16 protein-coding genes are annotated in these 24980 nt (G+C 70.5%); 2 read left to right on the top strand and 14 right to left on the bottom strand.

Going from position 1 to position 24980, the window contains the following annotated elements; translation table 11 throughout:
- The first annotated feature begins 511 nt into the window (after positions 1–511).
- Complete coding sequence (locus B9P64_RS27070; RefSeq protein WP_085317390.1) at positions 512–1015, top strand: glycine zipper 2TM domain-containing protein; 504 nt, start codon at positions 512–514, stop codon at positions 1013–1015.
- Here the strand turns inward: B9P64_RS27070 and B9P64_RS17905 are convergent.
- Complete coding sequence (locus B9P64_RS17905; protein ID WP_085317388.1) at positions 1009–1938, bottom strand: LOG family protein; 930 nt, start codon at positions 1936–1938, stop codon at positions 1009–1011. The two genes, B9P64_RS27070 and B9P64_RS17905, sit on opposite strands and share 7 nt — an antisense overlap.
- A 59-nt stretch (positions 1939–1997) precedes the next feature.
- On the opposite strand from B9P64_RS17905, the gene mnmC reads away from it, so the two are divergent.
- Positions 1998–4229 (top strand): FAD-dependent 5-carboxymethylaminomethyl-2-thiouridine(34) oxidoreductase MnmC, encoded by a 2232-nt coding sequence (gene mnmC, locus B9P64_RS17900; RefSeq protein ID WP_085317387.1) that lies wholly within the window; start codon positions 1998–2000, stop codon positions 4227–4229.
- A gap of 24 nt (positions 4230–4253) precedes the next feature.
- Here mnmC and B9P64_RS17895 read toward each other — a convergent pair whose 3' ends face one another.
- From B9P64_RS17895 to B9P64_RS17835, 13 genes are all read right to left on the bottom strand, one after another.
- The gene (locus B9P64_RS17895) at positions 4254–5651 is read right to left on the bottom strand and encodes an HD domain-containing phosphohydrolase (protein WP_085317385.1); all 1398 of its coding nucleotides are present in this window, start codon (positions 5649–5651) and stop codon (positions 4254–4256) included.
- Positions 5652–5653: 2 nt separating this feature from the next.
- Positions 5654–6604 (bottom strand): HDOD domain-containing protein, encoded by a 951-nt coding sequence (locus tag B9P64_RS17890; protein WP_176256870.1) that lies wholly within the window; start codon positions 6602–6604, stop codon positions 5654–5656.
- Complete coding sequence (locus tag B9P64_RS17885; protein WP_176256869.1) at positions 6601–8913, bottom strand: EAL domain-containing protein; 2313 nt, start codon at positions 8911–8913, stop codon at positions 6601–6603. The genes B9P64_RS17890 and B9P64_RS17885 overlap by 4 nt, the downstream gene beginning before the upstream one ends.
- 2 nt (positions 8914–8915) lie before the next feature.
- Positions 8916–9920, bottom strand: coding sequence for an ATP-binding protein (locus B9P64_RS17880; protein ID WP_176256868.1), 1005 nt, complete (start codon positions 9918–9920; stop codon positions 8916–8918).
- Positions 9921–10072: 152 nt separating this feature from the next.
- Entirely contained in the window at positions 10073–11239 is a 1167-nt protein-coding gene (locus tag B9P64_RS17875; RefSeq protein ID WP_085317381.1) for an ABC transporter permease, read from the bottom strand.
- 70 nt (positions 11240–11309) lie between these two features.
- Positions 11310–12149: a hypothetical protein gene (locus B9P64_RS17870; RefSeq protein ID WP_139826369.1), complete on the bottom strand. Its 840-nt coding sequence runs from the start codon at positions 12147–12149 to the stop codon at positions 11310–11312.
- 126 nt (positions 12150–12275) lie between these two features.
- Entirely contained in the window at positions 12276–13682 is a 1407-nt protein-coding gene (locus B9P64_RS17865; RefSeq protein WP_085317377.1) for an alkaline phosphatase, read from the bottom strand.
- 26 nt (positions 13683–13708) lie between these two features.
- Positions 13709–15145: an alkaline phosphatase gene (locus tag B9P64_RS17860; RefSeq protein WP_085317375.1), complete on the bottom strand. Its 1437-nt coding sequence runs from the start codon at positions 15143–15145 to the stop codon at positions 13709–13711.
- 118 nt (positions 15146–15263) lie between these two features.
- Positions 15264–17279 (bottom strand): pentapeptide repeat-containing protein, encoded by a 2016-nt coding sequence (locus tag B9P64_RS27065; RefSeq protein ID WP_085317373.1) that lies wholly within the window; start codon positions 17277–17279, stop codon positions 15264–15266.
- Between the two features lie 92 nt (positions 17280–17371).
- Complete coding sequence (locus tag B9P64_RS17850) at positions 17372–19522, bottom strand: sigma-54-dependent Fis family transcriptional regulator (protein WP_139826368.1); 2151 nt, start codon at positions 19520–19522, stop codon at positions 17372–17374.
- A gap of 280 nt (positions 19523–19802) precedes the next feature.
- Positions 19803–20309: an acetone carboxylase subunit gamma gene (locus tag B9P64_RS17845; protein WP_085317371.1), complete on the bottom strand. Its 507-nt coding sequence runs from the start codon at positions 20307–20309 to the stop codon at positions 19803–19805.
- Between the two features lie 5 nt (positions 20310–20314).
- Positions 20315–22639 carry a hydantoinase B/oxoprolinase family protein gene (locus B9P64_RS17840; protein WP_085317369.1) on the bottom strand — a complete coding sequence of 775 codons (2325 nt, stop codon included), beginning with the start codon at positions 22637–22639 and terminating at the stop codon, positions 20315–20317.
- Positions 22640–22649: 10 nt separating this feature from the next.
- Entirely contained in the window at positions 22650–24815 is a 2166-nt protein-coding gene (locus B9P64_RS17835) for a hydantoinase/oxoprolinase family protein (protein ID WP_085317367.1), read from the bottom strand.
- Between the last annotated feature and the right edge of the window lie 165 nt (positions 24816–24980).

Below are 24980 nucleotides of genomic sequence, written 5' to 3'. Positions count from 1 at the left end.
GCGGCCTTCAAACATGCGGACCTGAACGCCTGCGGCGTTCGCCGACGCCCGGCACCTGCGCTCGGCGCTCACGAATGAGCGCCCCGCCCGCCACCCGCCCAGCCGCTTTCCGGATCGGAGCGGGCTGGCCGCTGCGCGGCTGAGGGGGCGAAGAGTCAGCGGCTCGCTGGCGCGTCGCTCGGGGTCGCGGGCGAAGGTCGGCGTGCGTGAGTGCGGTGCCGTCTGCTTGCTGCTGAGCCGAGCCTACTGAGTTGAGTTGAGCCGAGCCACCAAGCCAGCGAGGCACTCGAAGCAGAGGCGTCCGCTCGCGGACGCCCGTCGCCCTCAGAACCAAAAAGGCGTTGCGCGGGGTTGGGCCGGCGGCCGCTCGCGTCGGCGCCCGCCGGCCCAACCCCGCGCAACGCCAACCGCGCCACCTCCGGTTACACAGTCGCCCGGCCCGTAAACCCTGCCGCCCACGCCGCGCATTACAAAGGCGGCGCGGCAAGTGCCGCATCACGGAGACACAAACATGAGCCGCTTCCCGTTCCCGCGTCTGCCCGTCCTGGCCGCCGGACTCGCCACGCTGGCCGGCATTGCCTTCGCGCCGCTGGCGCAGGCCCACGGTTATGACGACGAAGTCCGCGTCTATCGCGGCGAGCGCGTGGTGGTGGTCGACGACGACCGGCGCGACTGGCATGAACGCCGCGAGCATCGCGGCCGCCACTGGCGCGACGACTGCGACGACGACGTGGTGGTCGTGCGCCGCGCGCCGCGCGTGATCTACGAGGAAGTGCCGGTGGTGCGCGAACGCATCGTCTACCGCGAGGTGCCGGTGTATCGCGCCGCGCCGCCCGCGCCGGTGTACCGCGAGCAGACCGGCTACTACGGCGGCGGCCCCAACCTCGGCACGGTGACCGGCGCGATCGCCGGCGCGGCCATCGGCAGCCAGATCGGCGGCGGCAATGGCCGCACGGCCGCCATCGCGATCGGCTCGGTACTCGGTGCCGCCGTCGGCACCGGCGTGCGTTACTGAGCGGCCGAACCGTTGCCGGCTGCCGCCGCCCTGGCCTGACGCGCGACCCGCGTCGGGTCGTCGAGCGTGTAGGCGTGCTTGATCGCGTCCCAGGCTTCCTCGGCGGTGTCGACGAACTTGAACAGGTCGAGATCCTCGGGGCCGATCATGCCGGCCTCGACCAGCGCCTCGAAGTTCACCACCTTGGTCCAGAACTCGCGGCCGAACAGCAAGATCGGCCGGCGCCGGCTCTTGCCGGTCTGCGTCAGTGTCAGCACCTCGAACAGCTCGTCGAAGGTGCCGAAGCCGCCCGGGAAGCACACCAGCGCCACCGACCGCATCAGGAAATGCATCTTGCGGATTGCGAAGTAGTGGAACTGGAAGCACAGCTCGGGCGTGATGTAGGGGTTGGGCGCCTGCTCGAACGGCAGCGCGATGTTCAGCCCCATGCTCGGGCCGCCCACGTCGAAGGCGCCGCGATTGCCGGCCTCCATCACGCCGGGGCCGCCGCCGGTCACCACGATCACCGGCTCGCCCAGATCGCGTGAGCCTTCGGTGACCAGCCGGCCGAAGCGCCGCGCCTCCTCGTAGTAGCGCGACATTTCCACCCGCTTCTCGGCGCGGTGGATGGCACCGGCATCGCCGCCCTGGCGCGCGGCGGCAAGCAGCTCCTCGGCCTTGTCGCGCGGCTGGATGCGCGCGCTGCCGAAGATGACGATGGTCGACTCGATGTTGAGATCGCGCTGGATCAGCTCGGGCTTGAGCAGTTCGAGCTGCATGCGGATCGGCCGCAGCTCCTCGCGCAGCAGGAACTCGGTGTCGGTGAAGGCCATCCGGTAGGCGCCGTTGGGGCCCTGGTAGTGCGCGACCAGCTCTTCAGCGGTGCGCGCTTCCTCGTGGGCCGAGGGGAAGTTTCTTGCCTTGAGCGCCTGATGACTGTCCATGTGCTTTTGGAGGGAGTTGGCTGCGGAAAAGCCAGCTTAGCAGCGGCTATGCTCGGCCGATGAACGAGTTTCGCCCTGCTTCCGCCCCGTCTTCCGGCGCACCCGCCGACCGTACCGATCCGTCCGCCGCGCCGGCGCCGCTGCGCCCGGCCAGGCTCGATTTCCTGCCCGACGGCCGACCGCATTCGCGCGATTACGGCGATGTCTACACCAGCGATGCCGGCGCGGCCGGCCAGGCGCGGCATGTGTTCCTGGGCGGCAATGGCCTGCCCGGTCGCTGGCAGGGGCGGGCGCGCTTCACCGTGGTCGAGACCGGCTTCGGCTTCGGCAACAACTTCCTCGAAACGCTCGCTGCCTGGCGGGCCGATCCGGCGCGCTGCGCGCGGCTGTGGTTCGTGTCGTTCGAGGCGCATCCGGTCACGGCGCAGGAACTGCGGCGCGGTCATGGGCTGACCGATGCGACCGCCGCCCCATCCGCCGCGACGCCGCATGACGCCGCCGAACTCGCGCGCCAGTGGCCGCTGCCGCTGCCCGGCCTGCACCGGCTCGAATTCGCCGACGGCGCGGTACAGCTGCTGCTGGCCTTCGGCGATGCCGGCCAGCTCGCGCCACGCCTCACGCTCGGTGCCGACGCCTTCTATCTCGACGGCTTTGCGCCCGACCGCAATCCGCGCATGTGGAGCGCGCGGCTGTTCGGCGCGCTGGCCCGGCTGGCCGCGCCCGATGCCACCGCCGCCACCTGGACCTATGCGCGTGCCGTACGCGATGCGCTCGCCCAGGCCGGCTTCGAGGTCGGCCGCGCGCGCGGTCACGGCGACAAGCGCGACATGCTCGTGGCCACGCTGGCGCCGCACCGGCGCGCGCGCGCATTGGCGCTCGCTGGCACGGGCTCGGGCGAGACCGGCGCCGGCAATGCCGACCGCGGCGCCGCCATCGACCCCGCCGCGCGCCAGCCCGCCACCAACCGCCGCCACGAACCCGCCCGCCGCCCGCCCGCAACCGCCCTCGTCATCGGCGCCGGCCTGGCCGGTTGCGCGGTGGCGGCCCGGCTGCTGGCGCGCGGCCTCACCGTGACGCTGATCGACGCCGGCCCGGCACCCGCCAGCCTCACCTCGGGCAATCCGGCCGGCGCGCTGCAACCGCTGGTCGCACGCGACGATGCGCGCCAGGCCCGCTTCGCACGGGCCGGCTATCTGGCCGCGCTGCGCAGCCTGCAAGGGCTTGCAAGCCTCGGCCTCGACGTGGGCGGCGAACGCGCCGGCCTGCTGCATCTGGCCACCGATGCCGCCGAGGAAGCCGCGATGCGCGCCGCGCTCGCCGCGCTCGACTTTCCGCCCGGCCATGTGCGCTGGGTCGAGCGCGCCGAAGCCGCCGAACTGGCGCGCGGCCCGGTGCGTGGCGGCATGCCGCTGCCGCCCGGCGCGGGCGCCATGGCCGGCGGCTATCTGTTCCCCGACGGCGGCTGGCTGGTGCCGGCGCGCTATTGCGGCGCCCTGCTCGCGGCGGCCGATCCGCGCGGCGAACGCCTGCGGCCCTGCTTCGGCACGCCGGTCGCCGCGCTGCAAGCGGCCGCCGCCGGCGGCTGGACGGCGCTCGCCGCCAGCGGCCAGACGCTCGCCGGCGCCGACATCGCCGTCATCGCCACCGGCGCCGAAGCGCTGCCGGCCCTGCCCGCCGGCGCCGCGCTCGACTGGCCGATCCAGCGCATCGCCGGCCAGCTCAATCTGCTGCCGATGTGGGCGCCGGCGCCCGCCATTCCGGTGACCGGCGACGGCTATGTGCTGCCGGCGCTGGCGGCCGGCGTGCTGGTCGGCGCCACCTATGAGCTCGATCCGGCGCGCGTCGCGGCGGTGGCCGCCAACGGCCAGCTCACGTCCGCTGCAGAAGCCGAGAACCGCGCCCGCTACGCCCGTCTGCTCGATCTGCCCGAGGCCGCCCTGCGCGCCGCCGCGCTGCTGCCCGCGCCGGACGCCGATGCCGACACTGACGCGCCCGCCCTGCCCGGCCGCAGCGGCCTGCGCGCGGTCGCCTCCGACCGGCTGCCGCTGGTCGGCGCCGTCGGCCAGGCGCTCGACGCCGCCGCGCCCGACCATCATCTGGCCGACTGGCCGCGCCTGCCCGGCCTCTATGCCGCCACCGCCTTCGCCTCGCGCGGCATCACCTGGGCCGCGCTGGCCGGCGAGATCGTCGCGGCGCTGGCCTGCGGCGATCCGGCGCCGGTCGATACCGAGCTGCTCGACGCCGTCGATCCGGCGCGCTTCGCCCAGCGCCGCCACCGGCGCGGCCGCTGACGCCTGCGCCCGTGCCGCAGCGCGCTACTGCTGCTGCTGCTCCTGCGCCATCTGCTGGCCCTGCTGCTGCTGGGCCGGCGACTGCTGCGCGAGCGGCTGCGCATCCATCACGGCCACCGCCAGCGGCTTCTTCTCCGCCAGCTCGAATTCGCGCAACTGCCGGATCATCGGCTCGTCGAGCTTGAAGCCGGCCGCCAGCAGCAGCACGCCGCTCGCCGCATGCAGATCGCGCCCGAGCACCATGCCGGGCCGCAGCGCCTCGGTGCCGACGAAGCGGCCGCGCTCGCTGCTCCAGTTCGGATCGTCGAGCACCGCCTCGAAGATCTCGATCAGCTTCGGGTCGTAGCGCTTGTCGCTGCCGCGCAGCACCACCTCGCGCGCCTGGGCGGCGGTCATCTTGCTGCCGGTCAGCAGGCCGATCTGCAACTCGTCGAAGTCCTCGCAGATGGCGATGATCCGCGCGCCGACCGGCACCTCCTCGCCGGCCAGCCCGAGCGGAAAGCCCGCGCCGTCCCAGCGCTCGTGATGCGCCTTGATGTAGGTGGCGGCGTTCTTCAGCTCGGCCAGCCCCATCAGCGCGGCCGCGCCCTTGTGCGGATGGCTTTGCAAGCGTTTGCGCGCCGGCAGATCGAGCTTGGCCCAGCTGTGCTCCAGATCGGCGTCGGCCATGCCGATCTTGCCGATGTCGTGCAGCAGCGCGCCGAACACGATGTCCTGCTGATCGCTCGGGCTCAGGCCGAGCTTGGTCGCCATCGCGCGCGCCAGATCGGCGACCCGCTTGCCGTGGCCCGCGATCGCCGGCGAGCGCAGCTCGATCAGCGTCGAGAACGAGCGCACCGCATTCAGGAAGGTGGTGCGCAAGTCCTTGTGCGCCAGCTCCAGGAAGGAGTTGGTCTGCGCCAGCTCGGAGGTGCGCGCCTTGACGCGGTCTTCCAGCTCGGCATTCAGCCGCGTGAGTTCTTCCTTCTGCGCCCGCGTGAGTTCCTCGAGCCGCTCGCGCTCCTCGGCCAGCCACTTGGTCTGCAAGCCTTCGCGCACCACCAGCACCAGCTCGTTGTCGTTCCACGGCTTGTGCACATAGCGGCTGACCTGGCCGCGATTGATGGCGGCGATGGTGCTGGCCGTGTCGGCATGGCCGGTGAGCAGGATGCGCACCGTCTGCGGCGCCAGATTGCGCACCTGCTCCAGCAGCTGGGCGCCGTCCATCTCGGGCATGCGCATGTCCGAGATGACGCAATCGACCGGCTGGCCGGCCAGCAACTCCAGCGCCTCGGCGCCCGAGCCGGCGGTGAACACGTCGATGTCCTCCTTGCGGAACATGCGGCGCAGCGCCGACAGGATGCTCGGCTCGTCGTCCACCACCAGCACCGACGGCCGCCGGGTTTCGCCCGGGCCGAGGTCGAGATCGAACAGTCCGTCCATGCTCACCCCGCCACCATGTCGAGCAGCGCGCGCAGCCGGCGCTCGATGCGCGGACCGAGGCTGGCCAGATCGTCGTCGGCCAGCTCGGCCAGATCGGCCGGCGGCTCGCGCTCGCCCAGGCCGTCGATGCCGCCGCTGCGCTCGATCCAGGTCGCGTAGGCATTGCCAAAGCGCAGCAGCCCGACCAGCCGCAGCGAGCCGGGCTGGGCCGTGTCGTCCCATTGCCGGGTGCCGTGGTGGCCGGCGACGGCGCGGCACAGATCGACCGGAAAGCGCCAGTGCTCGACCAGCCGCGCGCCCAGCTCGGCATGGTCGAAGCCGTACCACTGATGCTCGATGCCGATCTTGTCGACCGCCGCCGCGCGCCGCGCCGCGCGGACCGCGCGATGGCGCTCGGGCCAGAGCAGCGCGGTCGCCAGCTCGCCGACGTCGTGGACGATGCCGGCCAGAAAGGCGCGCGTGGCGGGCAGGCCGCGACGCAGCGCCAGGCATTCGCTGGCGGCGGCGCAGGCCAGGCTGTGGCGCCAGAAGGCGTCGAGGTCGAAGTCGGCGCTTGGGTCGGGCCGCAGGCTGTCCATCGCGCGGCCGGCCACGATCAGTGCGCGCGCATTCATCAGGCCGAGCACGGTGATCGCGTCATGCACGCTGTCGACGCGCCGGCTCAGGCCGAAGAACGGCGAATTGGCCACGCGCAGCAGCCGCAGCGTCAGCACCGGATCGCTCTCGACACCGCTGGCCATCGCGGCCAGGCTGACGTTGTCGTCGGCCAGCTCGCGCATGCTGGCCACGAAGCCGGGCGAAAACGCCGGCAGCCGGTTGAGCAGGCCGATCGCGGCGCCGACCGGATCGGCGTCGGCCGGGCCCGGCGGCGCGCGCCGTTCGGGCGCGGCGTTGGCGTCGGCATCGACGCTGGCGGCGCCGCGGACCGGGCTGGCGGGCGGCAGGGCGATCATCGGCCGCCTCCGGTGCGCGGGCCGGCGTCGCCGCGCGGCAGGCTGGCGCTGCCGGCCAGATCGGCGCCGTGGGTGCCGTCGCCGAGCACGATCATGTCGCCCTGGGCGCGCGAGATGCCGCCGAGCCGGAAGAAGCTGGCCTCGACCGCATCGGGCGCGGTCCATTCCAGCGGCAGACGCGGCAGCGCCGGCGCGCCGGCATGGCCGGCGGCGCGCTTCCAGCGCCGGTAGCTGCCGAGCGTGACCGAGGGCAGCAGCTGCTCGATGCTGGCGCCCGGAATCGCGCCCGGGCCGAGCGCGCGGCCGGCGGCCGGATTGGCCAGCACCACCATGCCGCCGTCGTCGACGCCGATCACGCCGACCGGCAGCAGATCGAACATCTCCTGCGAGATGTTGAGCAGCTCCAGGTCGCGCAGGATTTCGTCGGTCTTCTCCTCGATGCGGCTTTCGAGCGCGGTGTTCAGGCCTTCGAGCTTGCGGTTGGCGAATTCGAGCGCCTCGCGCAGCCGCTCGTTGTCGCGCTCGATGTCGAGCCGGCGGAAGGCTTCGCCGATCTGGGCGCGCAGATGCTCGTCGTTCCACGGCTTGGTCAGGAACTTGTAGATCGCGCCCTCGTTGATGGCGTCGGTGATCGACTGCACGTCGGTAAAGCCCGACAGCACCAGCCGCATGGTCTGCGGATGCAGGTCCTTCACGCGCTTGAGGAATTCGGTGCCGCTCATGATCGGCATGCGCTGGTCCGACACCACCACATCGACCGGCTGGGTGGCCAGCAGATGGAAGGCTTCGCTCGGGTCGGTGGTGGCCAGGATGGTGTAGCCGTCGCGCCGCAGCACGCGCTTGAGCGCCGACAGGATGTTGGGCTCGTCGTCGAGCAGCAGCAGGGTGCGCGGCGCGGCGGCCGGCACATGCGGTTCGCCGTCGTCGCGCGGCGCGCGCACCAGCTGGCCGGCATCGCGCAGCGCGGTGCTGGCGCCGATCAGCGGGCCCTGCATCAGCCGGCAGCCCAGGCGTTGCAGCAGCACGCGCTGCGATTCGCGCTCGACGCCGCAGGCCACGGCTTCCAGGTCGAGCCAGCGCGCGATGCTGAGGATGGAGCGCAGCAGCGCGTTGTCGGTCGGGTCGCTCTCGATGCGCGCGATCAGCGCCGCGTCGAGCTTGAGCACATCGACCGGAAAGCGGCGCAGAAAGCCGAGCCCGGCCTCGTCCTCGCCGAAATGGTCGATCGCGATGCGCACGCCGGCGCGGCGCAGCTCGCGCACCTGGGCCACCAGTGGCTCGTTGTCGGCCAGCCGGGCCTGGGCCAGCAGGCTCAGCTCGATCTGGTCGGGGCGCAGGCCGGCGCGCGCGATCTGTTCCTGCAGCACGGCGGCAAAGTCGGCGCGCAGCAGCAGCCGCGAGGCGATGCGCAGGCCCAGGCGCGGCACGCCGCGCATGTCCTGCATGGCCTCGGCATAGCCGCGCATGCCTTCGCGCAGCCACCAGCGGCCGAGCGTCGACGTGAGGCCGAGCTGGCGCGCCAGCGTCCAGGTGGCGGCGCTGTCGAGCGCATTGCCGTCGGGATCGGTCCAGCCGAGCTGGCTGTCGATGCAGACCGCGCGGCCGGTGGCCACGTCGAGGCGCGGCTCGACGCGCAGCCGGAATGCCGGCTCGGCGGCGCTGGCCGGCGCGGCCGCCGGCTCGAACTCGTCGCTGAACAGCACGATGTCCTCGGCATCGCGCTGGGCCGTGCTCAGGCGCTGGGCGTCGGTGCGGAAGGCCAGGCCGATGCGCGCCTCGCGCGCCTGGGCGGCGCCGATCTGGCGGTCGTAGAGCACCAGGCTTTCATGCTGCTCGGCGGCGTACTTGAGCGCGGCGAGCGTGGCGCGGAACAGCGCCGCGGCATCGGCGCCGTCGTCGGGAAAGATCGCCACGCCGGCGCGCGGATCGAGCGTGAGCCGGGTCGCGCCGATGGCGATGTCGGGCTTGAGCGCATCGACCACCTGGGCCGCGATCTCGCGCGCATGCAGCGCATCGGCCAGATGGGGCAGCAGCAGCGCGAAGCGCGCCTGGCCGATGCGGCCGATGTCGAAGCCGGCCTGCTCGAAGCGGCGCAGCCGGTCGGCCACCACCTCCAGCAGCGCGGCCTCGTTGAGCTCGCCCAGCAGCGACAGCGCCGGGCCCAGATCGCCCGGCTCGACCGCCAGCAGGCAGAAGCGCGCGTCGGCGCCGGCATGCTCGTCGGCGCGCCGCCGCACGGTGTCGAAGAAATGGCTGCGCCGCGCGAAGCCGGTGTCTTCGTCGCGCTGGAACTGTTCGGTCGCGGGCACGATCAGGACGCCTTGGTGTCGGCACCGCCCTTGATGGGCAGGCAGAGGTTGAAGCAGCTGCCCTGGCCCGGCGTGCTGCGCACGGTGATGCAGCCGCCATGCTTGCGCACGATGCTGTAGCTGAGCGACAGCCCCAGGCCCGTGCCCTGGCCCACCGGCTTGGTGGTGAAGAACGGGTCGAAGATGCGCGCCACATGCTCGGGCGCGATGCCGCAGCCGGTGTCGGCAATGCTCACCACCACGTCCTCGCCCTCGACCGCCGTGGTCACGGTGATGAGGCCGCGCGTGTAATCGCCCTGCTGCACCCGGGCGCGGATGGCGTGCGCCGCGTTGACCAGCATGTTCATGAACACCTGGTTGATCTGCGAGGCGTTGCAGTACACCGGCGGCAGCCCGGCCAGGAAGTTGCGCTTCACGTCGGCGATGTACTTGACCTCGTTGTTCACGATGTTGAGCGTGGAATCGAGGTTCTTGTGCAGATCGGTCCACAGCCATTCGCCGTGGTCCACATGCGAGAAATCCTTCAGGTCCTGCACGATGCGGCGCACCCGCGCGATGCCGTCGAGCGACTCCTCGATCATGTTGCCGAGGTCTTCGCGCAGATAGGGCAGGTCGATTTCCTCGGCCACGGCGCGCGCCTCGGCCGGGCCGCGCTCATGCGCGTCGATCAGCCGCAGCAGATCGCCCACGTAGTCGCGCAGCGTGTTGAGGTTGCTGTTGATGAAGCCGATCGGGTTGTTGATCTCATGCGCCACGCCGGCTGCCAGCTGGCCGATCGAGGCCATCTTTTCGGATTGCAGCAGCTGCTGCTCGGCCTGGGCCAGCTTTTGCGCATAGGCCAGGCGCTCGGCCAGATTGAGGTCGGGCACGCGGGTTTCGGCGCCGGCCGGGGCGGCCTGCGGTTGCGGCGTGGCGCGGCTGGCGGGCGTGGCGCCGGTCGCTGCGGCCGGCTCGGCCTGGGCGGGCAGCGCGGCGGGGCCGGCTGCGGAATTGTCGATCGCGTGCATCGCGATGCTCCGTCGGTTCTCGGGCCCGTGCGGAAGCCCGGGCTGTCTGAGTCTTGACGGCAGCCTCGGCCCGGGAATGAAGCGACCGGCGCCGGAAAAGCGCAGCAAACCCGGCGGTGTTCAGGCTTTGCGCCGCCGCACCGCGCGCCGGCTCAGCCGGCGCGCAGCGCGTCCACGATCTTCATGCGCGCGGCCTTGAGCGCCGGCAGAAAGCCGCCGACCGCGCCCATCGCCAGCGCGAACACGGCGGTGCGCAGCACGATGCCCGGCGTGAGCCGGAAGCCGAAGGCCAGCTGCGAGAAGTTGACGAAGTTCATCGTCGACACGGTGATGGTTTGCAGAAAGCTCGCCGCCACCAGCCCCACCACGCCGCCGAGCGCCGCGAGCAGCAGCGACTCCAGCAGAAAGGCGCCGAGGATGCCGCGCCGCCGGAAGCCCAGCGCGCGCAGCGTGCCGATCTCGGCGGTGCGGGTGGCGACGGCGGCATACATGGTGATGGCCGCGCCGATCATCGCGCCGATGGAAAAGATGACCGACAGCACCATGCCGAGGATGGTGATGAAGTCGGACAGCGACTGCGACTGCTTCTCGTAGAAGCGGTTCTCGCGCTCCAGATCGACCTTGAGGCGCGGATCGGCATCGAGCCGGGCACGCAGCGCATCGAAGCTGTCGCTCGTGGCCAGCCGCGCCAGCACGCTCGAATAGGCGTTGCGCCGGAAGCTCTGCAGCATCTGGTCGACGTCGCCCCAGATCTCGCTGTCGAAGCCCGAATTGCCGGCATCGAACACGCCGACCACGGTCCACTTGCGCTGCGCAAAGGCCAGCGACTGGCCCAGCTCGACGCCGGCATAGCCGTCGCGCACCTGGCGCCCGACCACGATCTCGGTCGAGCCGGGCCGGAACATGCGGCCCTCGATGAGCCTGACCTGCGGCCGCAGCGCCGCGCCCGCCGGGCCGGTGCCGCGCACCACCACGTTGGCGCGCTTGCCGCTGCCCAGGCGCGGCAGCGAGTTGAGCACCACGCATTCCTTCGACACGAAGGGCTGGCCGGCCGCATCGCGCGCCACCTCGGGCACCGACTCGATCAGCGAGGCCTGATCGCGCTGGATGCCGCTCTGCACCTCGGTTTGCGCGCCCTGGCGGATCACGATCACGTTGTCGGCGCGGCCGGTCGAGACCAGCGTCTCCTTCAGCCCGGCGTCGAGCATGAGCACCGCCGCGAACACGAAGATGACCAGCGCCATGCCACCGGCGGTGAGCGCGGTGGTGAGCTTGCGCACGCGCAGGTTGCGCGCGATGTAGTTGAGCGGAATGGGCATGGCGGCGGGAGCGGTCGGCGACCAGCCGATGCTAGCCGCTCGACGCCGCCACCGCCGTCATGCACGCCGATCAGTCCAGGAAGTCCTGGTACTCCTTCTGCTCATAGCCCTTGAGCTTGAGCCAGGGCAGCTCGGCATCGGCCAGCGCCGGCGTGCGCGGCACGACGCGGGTGATGCGGCGCACGCTGCCGTCGTCGCGGCCGGTCTCGATCTCCAGCGCCACGCGCAGGGTGTTGGACCAGAGCACGCGGTTGGTCCAGCCGTTGCGGCGCTCCTCATGCCATTCGGCGCCGGCCGGCGCGGGCCGGTTGATGCGCGGCATCGCCATCACGACCTTCTGCGGCACCAGCGCCGCCGCGCCTTCCCACGAGCCGTCGAAGCCGGCCACCGCGTATTCGGCCGGCGGCAGGAAGACGATGAGCCGCGCCGCGTCGTCGACATAGTCGGCGCGCACCGCGCCGGCGGCGTCGCGCGTCAGGTGCTGGGTCGCGGCCTCGAAATCGAAATGCTTGTGGCCGCCATGCTCGGCCGCTTCGCCGTGGCCGGCGCGGTGCTCGGGCAGCAGGCGCTGCATCCACACATGGCCGGGGCGGCGGATCAGCAGATTGCGGAAGTTGCGCGTCTCGGTGATGCCGGCATGGCTGACCAGCAGGCTTTCGTAGCTGACGACGGCGTCGAGCGGCGGCAGTTCGCCGGCCGGGATCGGCGCCGCCACGGCAGCGGCGGCCGCCACCGGCAGCGCGCGCGGTGCCGGCACCGCCGGCGCGGCGAGCGCCGGCTGGGCGCCGCTCGCATCGGCCAGCGCGGGCGCGCCGGCGGCCAGGGCGGCGCTCAGCGCCACGCCCAGACCCAGCTGCCGCAGCGGCAGCGCTGCGGCCATGCGCCGCACAAACAAGCATCGGTACTGCATCTTCATCGCTCCGTCGGCGCCGCGATGCAGCGCCGCTGAAAAGGAAAAAAGGCCGGTCCAGGGGCGGACCGGCCGAGCGCGCCCAGGGGGAAGGCGCGGTGTCCTGCGGGCTTCACAGCCTTGGCGTCACAACCCGCCGGCGGACTTGAGCAGCGTGAACACCTTGGTGTTGTCGATCGTGCCCTTGAAGGTCTTGGACGCGGCGCCCGTGGCGTACAGCTGCACATCGCCGCCGCCGTGGGTTTCCGAGCCGACATCGCCGCGCTTGATGACCACTTCCTGGAGGTAGTCCTTGCCTTGCACCGTGGCGCTGTCGAGCGCGGTGCGGGTATCGGGCCGGTTGTTTCCGCCGCCGAACACCAGCGTGGTGTAGGGCAGCTGGTTGGCGTCGAGGCTGTTGGCGCCGGTGGCGTAGTTGACGTTCAGGCCAAGGATCGGCGTGCCCTTCTTGCCGTAGCCGTTGAAGGCCATCGTGTGGTCGTGGTCGGCGGTGACGACGATCAGCGTGTTGGTCAGATCGACCTTGGCCAGCGCGGCCTTGACGGCGTCGTCGAAGGCCACCGTGTCGGTGACGGCGCGGTAGGCGTTGGTGCCGTGCAGCGCATGGTCGATGCGGCCGCCTTCCACCATCAGCACATAGCCGTTGCTGTTCTTGGACAAGATGTCGATGGCCTTGCTGGTCATCTCGGCCAGGCTCGGTTCCTTGGTCGGGTCGCGGTCGGCCTCGTAGCTCATGTGGCCTTGCGACAGCGCCTGGTCGAACAGCGCGATCACCTTGGTGCCGGCAGCGGTCGGCAGCGCATTGAACGTGGTCAGGTCGCTGGCGTAGCTGTAGCCCTTGGCCTTGAGTTCGGCGACCAGATCGCGGCCATCCGGACGGCCGCGCTTGGCGGTCGCGTCATACGGGCGCCAGTAGCTGCTGATGCCGCCCATCAGCACATCCACGCCATTGCCCAGCCGGGTGTTGAAGCCGGCACCGCCCGGCACGGCCTGACGCGCGATCTCGTACTCGGCGTTGCGGTGGCACACATGCGCATAGGTGGCGGCCGGCGTGGCGTGGGTCAGGCGCGCGGTCGTCACGGCGCCCGTGCCCTTGCCCTTGGCGATCGCGTATTCGAGCAGCGTGGTCACGGCGGCGCCGTTGCTGGTCGAGCAATTGTTCACCGCGTCCGACACGTTGGTCGCGGTGTCCTTCGACGGCGCTTGCGCGACGGTGTTGCCGTCCATGCTCAGCACTTCGTTGCGCTGCTTCACGCCGGTCATGTAGGCCGCCATCGACGGGGCGCTGTCGGTGGTCTGGGCGTCGAGCGAATAGGTCTTGATGCGCGCCGTGTAGGGCAGCGTGTCCATCGTCAGCGAGCCGGCTTCGCCGTACTTGTAGATGCGCGCGGCAGTCTTGGGCACCGGGCCCATGCCATCGCCCAGGAAGAAGATGATGTTCTTCGCTTCGCCGGCGGCGTGGGCCGGCAGCGCCGTGCCGCCGAAGGCGGCGGCGAGCGCCAGCGCGACGGCCGTGTTGATGCTTTGCTTCATGGTCTTGGCTCCGTTGCGTGGCGGGTTCACAGGCCGATGGCCTTGCGGATGATCGAAAACACTGCGGTGTTGTCGAGCGTGCCGTGGAACCCGTCGGCTCCCAGACCGGTGGCGCCCAGGAAGACGTCGCCGCCGCCGTGGGTCTCGCCGCCGGCGGGCATGAGCACCGCGGCTTCCTGGTGATAGTTCTTGTCGTAGACGACGGCGTCGGTCAGGTCGGTCATGGCGGCGCGCGACGATTGCACGCGGCTCTCGCCATTGCCGAACACCAGCGTGGTGAAGGGCTTCTTGTCGGCGTCGACGGCCGGCTTGGTCGGGTCGGTGTAGCTCCTCATCAGGCCGAGGATCCCGGGATTGCTGTCGCTGGTCTTGCCGGTGCGCGTGGCATAGCCGTTCATCACCATCGTGTGATCGTGGTCGGCGGTCACGACGATGAGCGTGTTCTTCAGATCGGGATCGATGACCTTCATCTTGTCGATGGCGGTCTTGATGGCTTCGTCGAAGGCCTTGGCGTCCTGCAGCGCCTTGCGCGCGAGCGTCGGGTGCAGCGCCTGGTCGATGCGGCCGCCTTCGACCATCAGGAAGAAGCCCTTCTGGTTCTTGCTGGCGATGTCGATGGCCTTGGTGGTCATCTGGGCCAGGCTCGGCTCGACGGTGGCGTCGCGGTCGAGGTCGAAATTCATGTGGCCCTTGGTGAACAGGCCGACGAGACGGGTGCCGCTGGCGGTCGGCGCGGCATTCAGCGCCGTCAGGTCGTTGACCACCGTGTAGCCCTTGGCCTTGAGTTCGGCCGTCAGGTCGCGCGCGTCGGTGCGCACCGAGCCCTTGGCATCGCCCTTGGGCAGAAAGTGCTGCCAGCCGCCGCCGAGCACCACGTCCACGCCGTCGCCGAGCGCGCTGTTGTAGCCGCTGCCGCCCGGCACGAGTTGCGCGGCGATGTTGTTCTCGCCGTCGCGGTGGCAGATGTGGGCGTAGGTGGCGGCGGGCGTGGCGTGCGTGACCTTGGTGGTCGTCACCACGGCGGTGGCGCGGCCGGCGGCCTTGGCCAGTTCGAGCAGCGTGGTCACGGGCGTGCCGTTGCCGCTGGTCGGGCAGGTGGAATCGGCGCCGATGAAGTAGCCGTTGCCGCTGGCGTCGAAGGCGCGGGTGTCGCTCGACATGCCGATGACGTCGTTGTTGGCCTTCACGCCGGTCATGTAGGCGGCCATCGACGGGGCGCTGTCGGTGACTTGCGCGTCGTTCGAGAAGGTCTTGATGAAGGCCGTCTCGGGCAGGGTGTCGATGGTCATTTCGCCGTCTTCGCCCACCGCATAGATACGCGCCGCGGTCATCGGGACGATGCCGTAGCCGTCGCCGAGGAAGAAGAGAACGTTCTTGGGAACGGGGTCGCTGTTGCTGTCGTTGTTGCAGCCGGCCAGCGCCAGCGCGCCGGCGATCAGCCCCGCCATCAGGCGAATTTTCATGAGAGAGCTCCGTGTGAAGACGGCGCACTCTCGTCTGCCCGTGTGACGTCGCCGTGAAGCGACATGTCGCATCGCGGCGATGCGACAGGCGGTGCGCGCGCCGTTCGGCCGGCGCGCTTCAGTGGGTGGCGGTGCAGGTCAGCGCCGCGGCCGCCGGCAAGGCCGGCGCCGCAGCGGCAGCACTGCCGGCCGGCGCCGGCTTGCGCTCGGGGCTGGCCGGCGGCCTGGGCGCGGCCGGGTCGGGCGCCAGCTGCGGCGACTGCGCGAACCAGGCCCGCATGCAGTTGGTGCCGGCATGCAGGTTGTCGCGCGCGGTCGCCAGCGCGACCAGATCGATCGAGGCGTAGTCGAGCACCGCGCAGCGCAGCGAGGTGGCGGACACGAAGGACGGCTCGGCGCAGGGGCTGCGGTCGCCGTCGGCGGCAAAGCGCTCGACCGGCGGCCGGTCCGCCGGCTGTCCGGCGCCGGCCGCATCGTCGTCGTCGCCGACCTCGATGTCGGTGCGCCGGCCCAGGCCGATGTCGCGCAGATGGGCGCCGAGCAGCGTGGCGCCGCGCAGATTGGCGCCGTCGAGATCGGCGCCGCCGAGCCAGGCGCCGGTCAGGCAGGCGCCGGTCAGATCGGCCTGGCGCAGGTCGGCGCGCACCAGCAGCGCGCCTTCCAGCCGCGCATGGCGCAGCGCCCGGCCCTTGAGGATGGCGCGCTGCACCCGGCTCTGGGCGCTGTCCCAGGCGGCCGGCGTGGTCCAGCTGTCGCGGCGCAGTTCGGTCAGCGTGGCCGGATCGAGCGGCTGGGCGAACAGCGCCTGCTCGCGCAGATCGAGCCGGCGCATGCCTTCGAGCACATCGCAGGACAGCACCGACCAGCCTTCGCGCCGGCACCAGTCGGCGCGCGCCACCGCGCGGTCGAAGATGCGCGGCGGCCGGTAGCGCAGCAGGTCCTCGACCTCGGCCGCGCGCGCCGCCGGGCAGCTCGGCGAGGTGCTGGCGCCCGGCGTGTCGCCGGCCTCGACCGGCGCATGGCCCAGATGCACCGCCAGCCAGCCCGGCCAGCGCGCCATCAGCTCGCCTTCGGTAGTGACGGCCTGCGGCAGCAGCAGCTGAAGCGTGCAGAAACCGGCCAGTACCACGCCGCCGCAAGGCAGGCCGCTGCGCCAGAAGAAGATCCACGGCGCACCGAGCAGCACGACGAGCGCGATGGCGAACACCTGGGTCGGCATCGACTGGGCCCAATGGCCGAACAGCGGCGTGAAGTGCAGCAGCACGGCGGCGCTCAACGCCCACAGCAGCGTGGGCAGCAGCCGCGCGCACAGCGCCCGCGGGCCGCGCTCGCCGAGCGGCCGCACCAGCGCCAGCGCCATCGCGGCAAACATCGTCAGCACGCCCACGCGCACGCAGACGTAATCGCCGCCGAACAGCACCAGCATCAGCCCGAGCAGCAGCAGCGCATACGCGGTCCAGCCCACCGGCCCGAGCCGCAGCTGCGCGAACAGCTCATGCCACCAGTGCAGCCAGCGGTCGCGCTTGTCCATGATGACCGGCCACATGGCGATGACCAGGATCAGGTCGATCCACAGCGCCACCCGCTGCGCCGTGGTGACCACCGCCGACTGATAGCCGAGGAAGCGGATCTGCATCGCGAACAGCGTGACCACCGGCAGCGCGATCAGCGTGATGGCGACCACATGCGCGGTGAGGTTGCGCACCAGCGGCGTCATGTCGCCGGCCAGCAGATAGCTGTAGGGAAAGACATGCAGCCGGTCGCGCAGGCTGCCCGGATCGTGGCCGCGCGGACCGGCCGCCGCATCGAACGCATAGAGCTTGCGCGACAGCAGCTGGAACTGAAGCAGCAGGTTGAAGTGCAGCAGCGTGAGCAGATAGGGCGACAGCGCGTAGAACGCGACGATCGGCACCTCCTGGTTCACCACCGGCAGCGGCACGCTGCGGCCGAGCAGCAGATGCATGTCGGTCGTGCCGATGACCACCAGCAGCAGGTAGGCGCACACCGCCATGAAGGTGAAGTGCAGCACCGCCACGCTCTGCGAGGCGCTGTTGGCGGTCTCGAGCAGCGCGCCGGCCAGCTTGGCATCGGGCGCGTCGGCGGCGGGAGAATCGGGCGGCGCGGAATCGGACATCGCTGGCTCGTGACAGGGGGATGGCGCACTTTCCGGCGCGCCGGCGCAGGTCACAAGCAGGATGTTTTCCGGGCGGACCGCCAGCGCGGCGATCAGGGCATGGCGCCGTCGGTGCCGGTGCCGCGCGCCGTGGCCCGACCGGCATCGAGCCCGTACTTGTGCAGCTTGGCGTAGAGCGTGCTCTTGGCGATGCCGAGCCGGCGCGCGGCCTGGGTGAGGTTGCCCTGCGTGGCGACCAGCATGTCGCGGATCGCGCCGCATTCGGCGGCGTCGAGCCGGGTGCCGGCGAGCGCGGGCTCCTCGGTGCCGGCGCGCTGCGGGCCCGTGGCGGCACCGCCCCGGTCGTCGGCGCCACCCAGGACGGCGGCGCGCCATTCCGGCGGCAGCGCGTCGGGGCCGATCACCGGCCCGCGCGCCATCAGCACCAATCCTTCGACCACGTTGCGCAGCTCGCGCACATTGCCGGGCCAGTCGTGCGCGGCCAGCGCCGCCAGCACCGCCGGATCGAGCCGGCAGGCGCCACTGCCGTGCTCGCGCGCGAAGCGGGCCAGGAAGTGCCCGACCAGCGCATGCAGGTCGGCATGCCGCGCGCGCAGCGGCGGAATCTGCACGCTGGTGACGGCCACGCGATAGAACAGGTCCATGCGGAAGCGGCCCTCGGCCACCTCGCGGCGCAGATCGCGGTGGGTCGCGGCCACCAGCCGGAACGACACCCGGCGCGGCTGGTTCTCGCCGAGCCGGTGGATCTCGCCGCGCTCCAGCACGCGCAGCAGATGCGGTTGCAGGTCGAGCGGCATCTCGCCGAGTTCGTCGAGGAACAGCGTGCCGCCGTTCGCGGCCTCGAACTTGCCGACCATGCCGCCGCGCCGCGCGCCGGTGAACGCGCCCTCGGCATAGCCGAACAGCTCGCTCGCCAGCAGCTCGCGCGACAGGCCGCCGCAATTCACCGCCACGAAGGCGCCGTCGCGCCCGGCGCTGGCGCGGTGGATGCCCTGGGCGAACTCCTCCTTGCCCACGCCTGTCTCGCCGAGCAGCAGCACCGGCACGCGCGCGGCGGCGAGCTGGCTGGCGCGCGCCACCGCCTCGCGCATGGCCGGGTCGCGCGCGACGATGTGCTCGAAGCCGGCCGGCGTGGCTTCGTCGGCGGGCGCGCTGGCGTCGGACGGGTCGGGCGCCGCGCCGGCCGACCGGGCGGGCGTCGTGCCAGTGCCGCGTCGCCCATCGCCGTCGCGGGCATCGCCGCGACACAGCGCCGCCGCCTCGCCAAGCCATGACGACAGTCCGGCACCGACCGGCCGGCGCTGGCCGCCCGGCGCCGGCAGCGTGACCAGCGTGCCGATGCGCTCGCCGCCCTCCAGCACCGGCTGCACGCGGTCCGGATCGATCCAGTCGGGCAGCGCGCCGGCGGGCGCCGGCGTGCCGGCAAAGCTCAGCGCGCCGATGCGTCCGCCGCCGGCGCGCCACCAGTTCTCGCCGCCGGCCAGGGCCTGGGCGCCGGCATTGGTCTTGATGGGATAGCCGCGCCGGTCGAACACCATCACGCCGTCGCGCTGCGACGCCGCCAGCAGCGGCACCGCGCGGTCGAGCAGGCGATAGCGCAGCTCCATCTCGCGCGCCGCGATGCGCCCGGCGATGCGGTTGGCGGTCGTCACCACCAGCGCCAGGCTGTGCCGGCTATAGCTCTCCGACAGCCCCGACACATCGACCACGCCGAGGATTTCGCCATCGAGCGGATGGCGGATGACGGTCGCCGAGCAGGTCCAGCGCTTGATGCCTTCGCAGTAATGCTCGGCCGAATGGATCTGCACCGGCTCGCCGACCGCAAGCGCGGTGCCGATGGCGTTGGTGCCGCAGATCACCTCGCTCCAGGTCACGCCCGGCAGCAGATGGATCGACTCGGCGCTGCCCATGGTGCCGGTGTCGCCTTCGAGCTTGAGGATGGTCCCGCTGACATCGGCCAGCGCCAGCATGGTGTCGGTGCCGGCCAGCAGCGCATGCGCATCGACCAGTACCGGCGCGGCCATGTCGAGCAGTTCGGCATTCGACTGCCGCAGCGCATCGAGCCGGCCGGCGGCGATCGGCTCGGGGCCGCCGCAACGGCCCGGGTCCACCTTCAGGTCGAGGCAGCGCCGCCACGAGCCGCCGACGATGGGCCGGGGCGCGGGCGCCGCGGGCAGATCGCCGCGCAGCAGGCATTCCCACGCGGTCATGACGAGCGCGTCGTTGTCGGGGTTCGAGAACATGGCTCGCGCCTCCTTCGCTTGATGGTCTCCATGCGTCCGGCCCTTCGTGGTCGGGGCCGGTACGCGCCGTCGTCCGCGCTGACGCGGGGCAGGCGAGGGTGCATTGCGCCCGCGCGGCCGACAAGCCGGGAGTTCGCGGAGCGCGCTGCGGGAGGGCCTGCGTGCAAGAGCGGCGCCAGCCGGCGTCCGGCGGGTGCACAGCAGGCACGCGAACGCCCGACCGACCGAAAATCGGCCGGTCGGGCGTTCGATGGGCGTCCGGATTTCGAACGCCTCGGGCTCAGTCCACGCGCTCGGGCAGCGGCAGCTTCACCCAGTCCTTGTAGAAGGCGTCGATGTCGGGCTCGAAGTCGTGCAGCACCGGGTACCAGGGCGTGGGCGCTTCCACGTCATGCAGCGTGGCGCACTGCGGGCAGATGTACTCGCGGTAGACCTGCCACTTCGTGTCCGGCCCCATCAGCCTGGGATAGACCTCGCTCATCGCCTCGTCGCTGTCGCGCACGTACACATGGGCGAACAGCTTCCAGTTCTCGCGCCAGCCGCAGAACTCGTGGCCGCAGTCGCATTTGACGCGCCATTGCTTGGTGTCGGCGCGCTGCACGATGTAGAGGTGCGGCCCGAGCGGCAGCACGACGCGGTCGTCCCAGTCGAGCTTCTTCTGCAGCACCTCGATGTACTGCTGGAAGCGCTCGGCGTCCTTCGGCATCGACAGCATGCGCAGCGTGGTGTCCCAGTCGAGCTTGCCGTCGACGAGATTGCGGACCTGATCGGTGGTGTAGGTGGTCATGGGGCTCACTCCTCGACGAGAACGACGGTGTGGACATCGGGCATCTTCGACAGGTCCATGCGGTACTTCGAACCGTAGGACGGCACGCCGAGGTCTTCCTCGCGCAGGGTCCAGCTGGCGGGCAGATCCCAGAACTTGCGGAAGCCGTTCTCGAACTTCTGCGACAGCCCGAAGCTGGTGGCGAACATGTGCTGCACCTGCGGCGACGCGTCCTTGAGCAGGATGCGTTCGCGCTCCTGCTTCATCCAGTCGGCCACCGGCACCGAGCGCGCCAGCCGCTCCTTGCGGATTTGCAGCCGCTGCTGCGCGGTCTGCTTCGCATCGACGGTCCACTGGCCGTTGCCGTCCTTCGTGGCCACCGCGCCGTGCACCTTCTGCGCGAACTCGGGCAGCAGGAAGCCGTTGTTCAGGTCCTTCTGGATCGACTCGATCTCGCGGTCGAGCGGATCGCCGAAGCCCGGGCCGCCGCGCAGGTAGTTGAGGTAGAGGTCGTAGTTCGAGTAGCAGTCCTCGGTCGTCATGCACTGCTGGTCGCGCTTGACCGTCGCCCCTTCGTTGAGATGGTTCTCGTAGTCGGGGAAGTCGGGATTGGTGTCGGCCCCGAGCGGCAGGCTCTCGCCGTTGGCGATGCGGTACTGCAGGCCGGTCTTGTGCGCCTCGAAGCGATAGCCGGTGGCGGGCGGATAGCCGCCCATCATTCCCCAGTCGCTGTTCATGTAGCCGTTGCCCATGAAGAACATGGTCCAGTCCTGCGCCTTCCAGACCATGCGCAGCGTCTCGAAGCCGCAGCCGCCGCGGTACTTGCCGTAGCCGCCCGAATTGGCCTTCACGTTGCGGCCCAGATAGAGCAGCGGTTCGGCCATCTCCCAGATCTCGATGTCGCCCATGTCGCCTTCGGGATTCCAGATCGCGGCGGCATGGTTGAGGCCGTCCTTGATCGCGCTGGCACCGGTGCCGCAAGACGACGCCTCGAAGCTGTTGACCGCGTGGATGTCGCCGTCCTGGTTGATGCCGCCGCCCTGCAACCAGTTGCTGGTGTTGGCATTGCCGGCGTTCACCTCTTCGAGATAGCCGCGGCTGAAGTAGGCCTGGCCGAGGCCGCGCCACATCGTGGTCCAGGCCGACACCAGGAAGTGCCAGGCATAGGCATGGCCGGTGCGGCGGTCGTCGGGATTCATCCAGCCGCCCTTGGGCAGATGGAATTCGGTGCCGTAGTAGGCGCCGTCGTTGATGCGCTGGGTCGGCACCAGGGTCTGGGTCATCATCACCCAGATGCCGCTCGTGAACGCCACCTGATGCGCGTTGTACGAATGCCAGCCCCAGCGGCTCGCGCCCTCGAAATCGAGCCGCCAGGTGGCGTCGGCGCGGATCTCCATCTCGACCGGCGAATGCATGATCGAGTCGAGCTTGGCGAACGCCGACGAGGTCTGCACGTCGGGATGCGCATAGGGCACATCGACGAAGGCCACCTTGCGGTAGATGCCCGGCATCGTCATCGCCTTGATGCGCGTGTTGAGCCCGCGCCGGCCTTCCTCGATCACCTCGTAGGCGAAGCGCTCGTAGTCGTCGAGGCCGACCTCGTCGATCACCTCCTCGATCAGGTCACGGATCATGTGGCAGCCGGCGATGCGGGTGCGCTCGTCGAGGATCCAGTACTTGGGCGTGCGCACCGAGCGCTGCGATTCATGCAGCCAGTCGCGCAAAGGTGTGTCGTTGATGCCGGTTTTGCGGCAGGTAATCATGTAGCCGTCGCCGAAGCGTTGCACCTGGCCGGTCGACATCGAGCCGGGCGTCACCGCGCCGGTGTCGATCACATGGGTCACGCCGCCGACCCAGCCGATCAGCTTGCCGTGCGCGAAGATCGGCACGATGGTCGCGATGTCGCAGGGGTGCACGTTGCCGATCGCGCAATCGTTGTTGGTGAACATGTCGCCGGGCTTGATGCCGGGGTTGGTTTCCCAGTCGTTCTCGATCATGTACTTGATCGCCGCGCCCATCGTGCCGACGTGGATGATGATGCCGGTCGACGTGAGCACGCAGTCGCCGGCCGCGTTGTAGAGCGTGAAGCACAGCTCGCCTTCCTGCTCGACGATGGGCGAGGCGGCGATCTTCTTGGCGGTCTCGCGGGCGTGCACCAGACCGCCGCGCAGCTTGCTGAAAAGCTTCTCGTAGCCGATCGGGTCGCGCTCGCGCAGTTCGAGCTTTTCGAGGCCGTTGTAATGGCCGGTCTTCTTGGTCCGGTCGAGCACGCCGTCGCGGAATTGCTTGAGCGTCTGGCCGGTCTTGAGCAGGTCGGCGATGCCGACTTCCTGGGCTGAAAGCATGTTCATGGCGGGCTCCTTACTTCACTTCCTTGAGGTGAAACAGCCGGTGCTTGTCGAGGGTCGTGGCGAACCCCTTGGGCACGACGAAGGTGGTCGCGTCCGACTCGACGATGGCCGGGCCGAGGATGCGATTGCCGGGCTTGAGCGCCTCCATCTTCCAGAGCGTCGCGTCGAACCATTGCTTGTGGCGGTAGAGCTTGCGGGTGCCGGTGCGCGCGGCGGCGGGCGGAATGTCGCCGCCGTCCTCGTCCTCGGGCAGGACGGGTTTCTGCGTGATCACGGTGCCGCGCATGATCGCGCCCGTCACCGAAAAGCCCAGTTCCGGCGAGCGCGCCGAACTCGCGTAGACGCGGCCGTAGGTGTCCTCGAAGGCCGTCACGATGGCGTCCCAGTCCTCGGCGGTGGCGGCCGTGGCAATCGGCGAATTGATCTCCAGATCGTTGAGCTGGCCCATGTACTGCATGCGGTAGCCGGGCCGCAGGATCACGTCCTCGGGCTTGAAGCCGTTGATGCGGAACTCCTCGATCACCTTGGCCGCGAGCGCCGACCAGGCGGCCTGGATCGTCTCGGCGGCCTTGACCTTGGCGGCGTCGTCCGCGTCCTGCGGCAGCGCCAGGTCCACGCTCTTGTCGTAGCGGTACTCGAAGTCGGCGCAGGCGCAGCCGAAGGCCGAGAAGCCCGCCGCCCAGGCCGGCACGATCACGTCCTTGAAGCCGAGCCCTTCGGTATAGCCATAGGTGTGCACCGGGCCGGCGCCGCCGTAGCTGAAGCAGACGAACTCGGTCGGGTTGTAGCCCTTGGCGCTGACGTTGCTGCGCAGGTATTCGCGCAGTTGCAGGTCGAGCAGCTCGATCACGCCGGCCGCCGCGTCCTCCACCGACAGGCCGAGCGGATCGGCGATCTGCGCCTTGATGTGCCGGCGCGCGCGTTCCACGTCGAGCTTGATGGCGCCGCCGAGGAAGTTGTCGGGATTGAGGTAGCCGAGCACCACATGGCAGTCCGACACCGACACCGTGTCGAGCCCGCTTTCGGGCCAACAAGTGCCGACGCGATAGCCGGCGCTGTCGGGGCCGAGCTTGAGCGAGCCGCTGTAGGGATCGAGCCGCACGAAGCTGCCCGCGCCCGCGCCCACCGAGTCCATCGTGACCAGCGGCAGCGACAGCACCAGCCGCGCCATGTCGGGGTCGGACGCGATCGCGAAGCTGCCCTTGGTGATGAGCGCCATGTCGAAGCTGGTGCCGCCGATGTCGCTGCACGCGATGTTGTCGTAGCCGAGCGTCTCGCCGAGCAGCTTGCTGCCGATGACGCCGCCGATCGGCCCCGAGACGATGGTGCGGGCCAGCTCCTTGGCCTTCCAGCTGATGGTGCCGCCATGGGTCGCCATCACGCGCAGGTCGAACTTCGCGCCGTGCCTGGCGAACCGGTCGCTCACCTTCTTGAGCGTCTGGCGCGACGGCTCGGCCGCATAGGCTTCGAGCACCGTCGTGTTCATGCGGTGACTTTCCTTGCGCTGCGGGTAGTAGTCGACCGAGGCGAACACCGGAATGTCGGCGCCGAGCTTCTTCAGCTCGTCGAGCGTCACGTCACGGGCGCGCTGCTCGCTCGTGCCGTTCTTGTGCGATTGCAGGAAGCAGATGACGATGGCCTTCGACCCTGCCGCGACCAGCTCGCGCGTGGCCTGGCGCACCTCGGCCTCGCGCAGCGGAATCACGATCTCGCCCTGCACATCGGTGCGCTCGGTCACGCCGCGCGTGCGCGACAGCGGCACCAGCGGCTCGTCGTAGCGGTGGGTGTTCAGGTGGATGCGCTCCTCCAGCGCATAGCCCAGATAGCTCTGGATCGCGCGGCCCATCGAGTGCACATGCTCGAAGCCCTTGTTGACCATCAGGCCCACGTCCAGGCCCTTGCGCTGCACCACGCGATTGAGCATCGCGGTGCCCGAGTACACGCAGGTGACCAGCTCCGGATAGACCTCGTCGACGCCGCGCTGCCAGTGGGCGAGCGCGTCCTCCGACGAATTGAAGATGGCGAGCGATTCGTCCTCGGGATTGCTCTGGGCCTTGCCGACCACGAAGCGGCCATCGGCGCGCACGAAGAAGGTATCGGTCATGGTGCCGCCGGCGTCGATCCCCATGACCTGGACCTGCGCGGCGGGCGGGCGGTTCTGACTTTGTATGGACATGCGTGTCTCCGTCTCCTGGATGACGCCGCGACGGCCGGGCGAACTGCCGGGCCAGCGCGGCGCAGGAAGACAGGGGCAATGCATGTGCCACGGGCTGCCAGCGCCGTGAACGCGCTTGCAAGCGCTTGTTTTTGAAGCGGAATCCGCCGCCGCGCCGGTGCGCAT

This window comes from Derxia lacustris (assembly GCF_002105195.1).
Classification (GTDB): domain Bacteria; phylum Pseudomonadota; class Gammaproteobacteria; order Burkholderiales; family Burkholderiaceae_E; genus Derxia; species Derxia lacustris.
Note: the sequence above shows the minus strand (reverse complement) of the source record. Positions and strands in the feature narration are given on the sequence as shown.

Coding starts and splice junctions, on each gene's coding strand:
- B9P64_RS17895 (WP_085317385.1), bottom strand. CDS start 5,651: ATGGACGGACTGTTCGATCTCGACCTCGGCCCGGGCGAAACCCGGCGG.
- B9P64_RS27070 (WP_085317390.1), top strand. CDS start 512: ATGAGCCGCTTCCCGTTCCCGCGTCTGCCCGTCCTGGCCGCCGGACTC.
- B9P64_RS17835 (WP_085317367.1), bottom strand. CDS start 24,815: ATGTCCATACAAAGTCAGAACCGCCCGCCCGCCGCGCAGGTCCAGGTC.
- B9P64_RS17880 (WP_176256868.1), bottom strand. CDS start 9,920: ATGCACGCGATCGACAATTCCGCAGCCGGCCCCGCCGCGCTGCCCGCC.
- mnmC (WP_085317387.1), top strand. CDS start 1,998: ATGAACGAGTTTCGCCCTGCTTCCGCCCCGTCTTCCGGCGCACCCGCC.
- B9P64_RS17865 (WP_085317377.1), bottom strand. CDS start 13,682: ATGAAGCAAAGCATCAACACGGCCGTCGCGCTGGCGCTCGCCGCCGCC.
- B9P64_RS17870 (WP_139826369.1), bottom strand. CDS start 12,149: ATGCAGTACCGATGCTTGTTTGTGCGGCGCATGGCCGCAGCGCTGCCG.
- B9P64_RS17845 (WP_085317371.1), bottom strand. CDS start 20,309: ATGACCACCTACACCACCGATCAGGTCCGCAATCTCGTCGACGGCAAG.
- B9P64_RS17840 (WP_085317369.1), bottom strand. CDS start 22,639: ATGAACATGCTTTCAGCCCAGGAAGTCGGCATCGCCGACCTGCTCAAG.
- B9P64_RS17875 (WP_085317381.1), bottom strand. CDS start 11,239: ATGCCCATTCCGCTCAACTACATCGCGCGCAACCTGCGCGTGCGCAAG.
- B9P64_RS17905 (WP_085317388.1), bottom strand. CDS start 1,938: ATGGACAGTCATCAGGCGCTCAAGGCAAGAAACTTCCCCTCGGCCCAC.
- B9P64_RS17860 (WP_085317375.1), bottom strand. CDS start 15,145: ATGAAAATTCGCCTGATGGCGGGGCTGATCGCCGGCGCGCTGGCGCTG.
- B9P64_RS17890 (WP_176256870.1), bottom strand. CDS start 6,604: ATGATCGCCCTGCCGCCCGCCAGCCCGGTCCGCGGCGCCGCCAGCGTC.
- B9P64_RS27065 (WP_085317373.1), bottom strand. CDS start 17,279: ATGTCCGATTCCGCGCCGCCCGATTCTCCCGCCGCCGACGCGCCCGAT.
- B9P64_RS17850 (WP_139826368.1), bottom strand. CDS start 19,522: ATGTTCTCGAACCCCGACAACGACGCGCTCGTCATGACCGCGTGGGAA.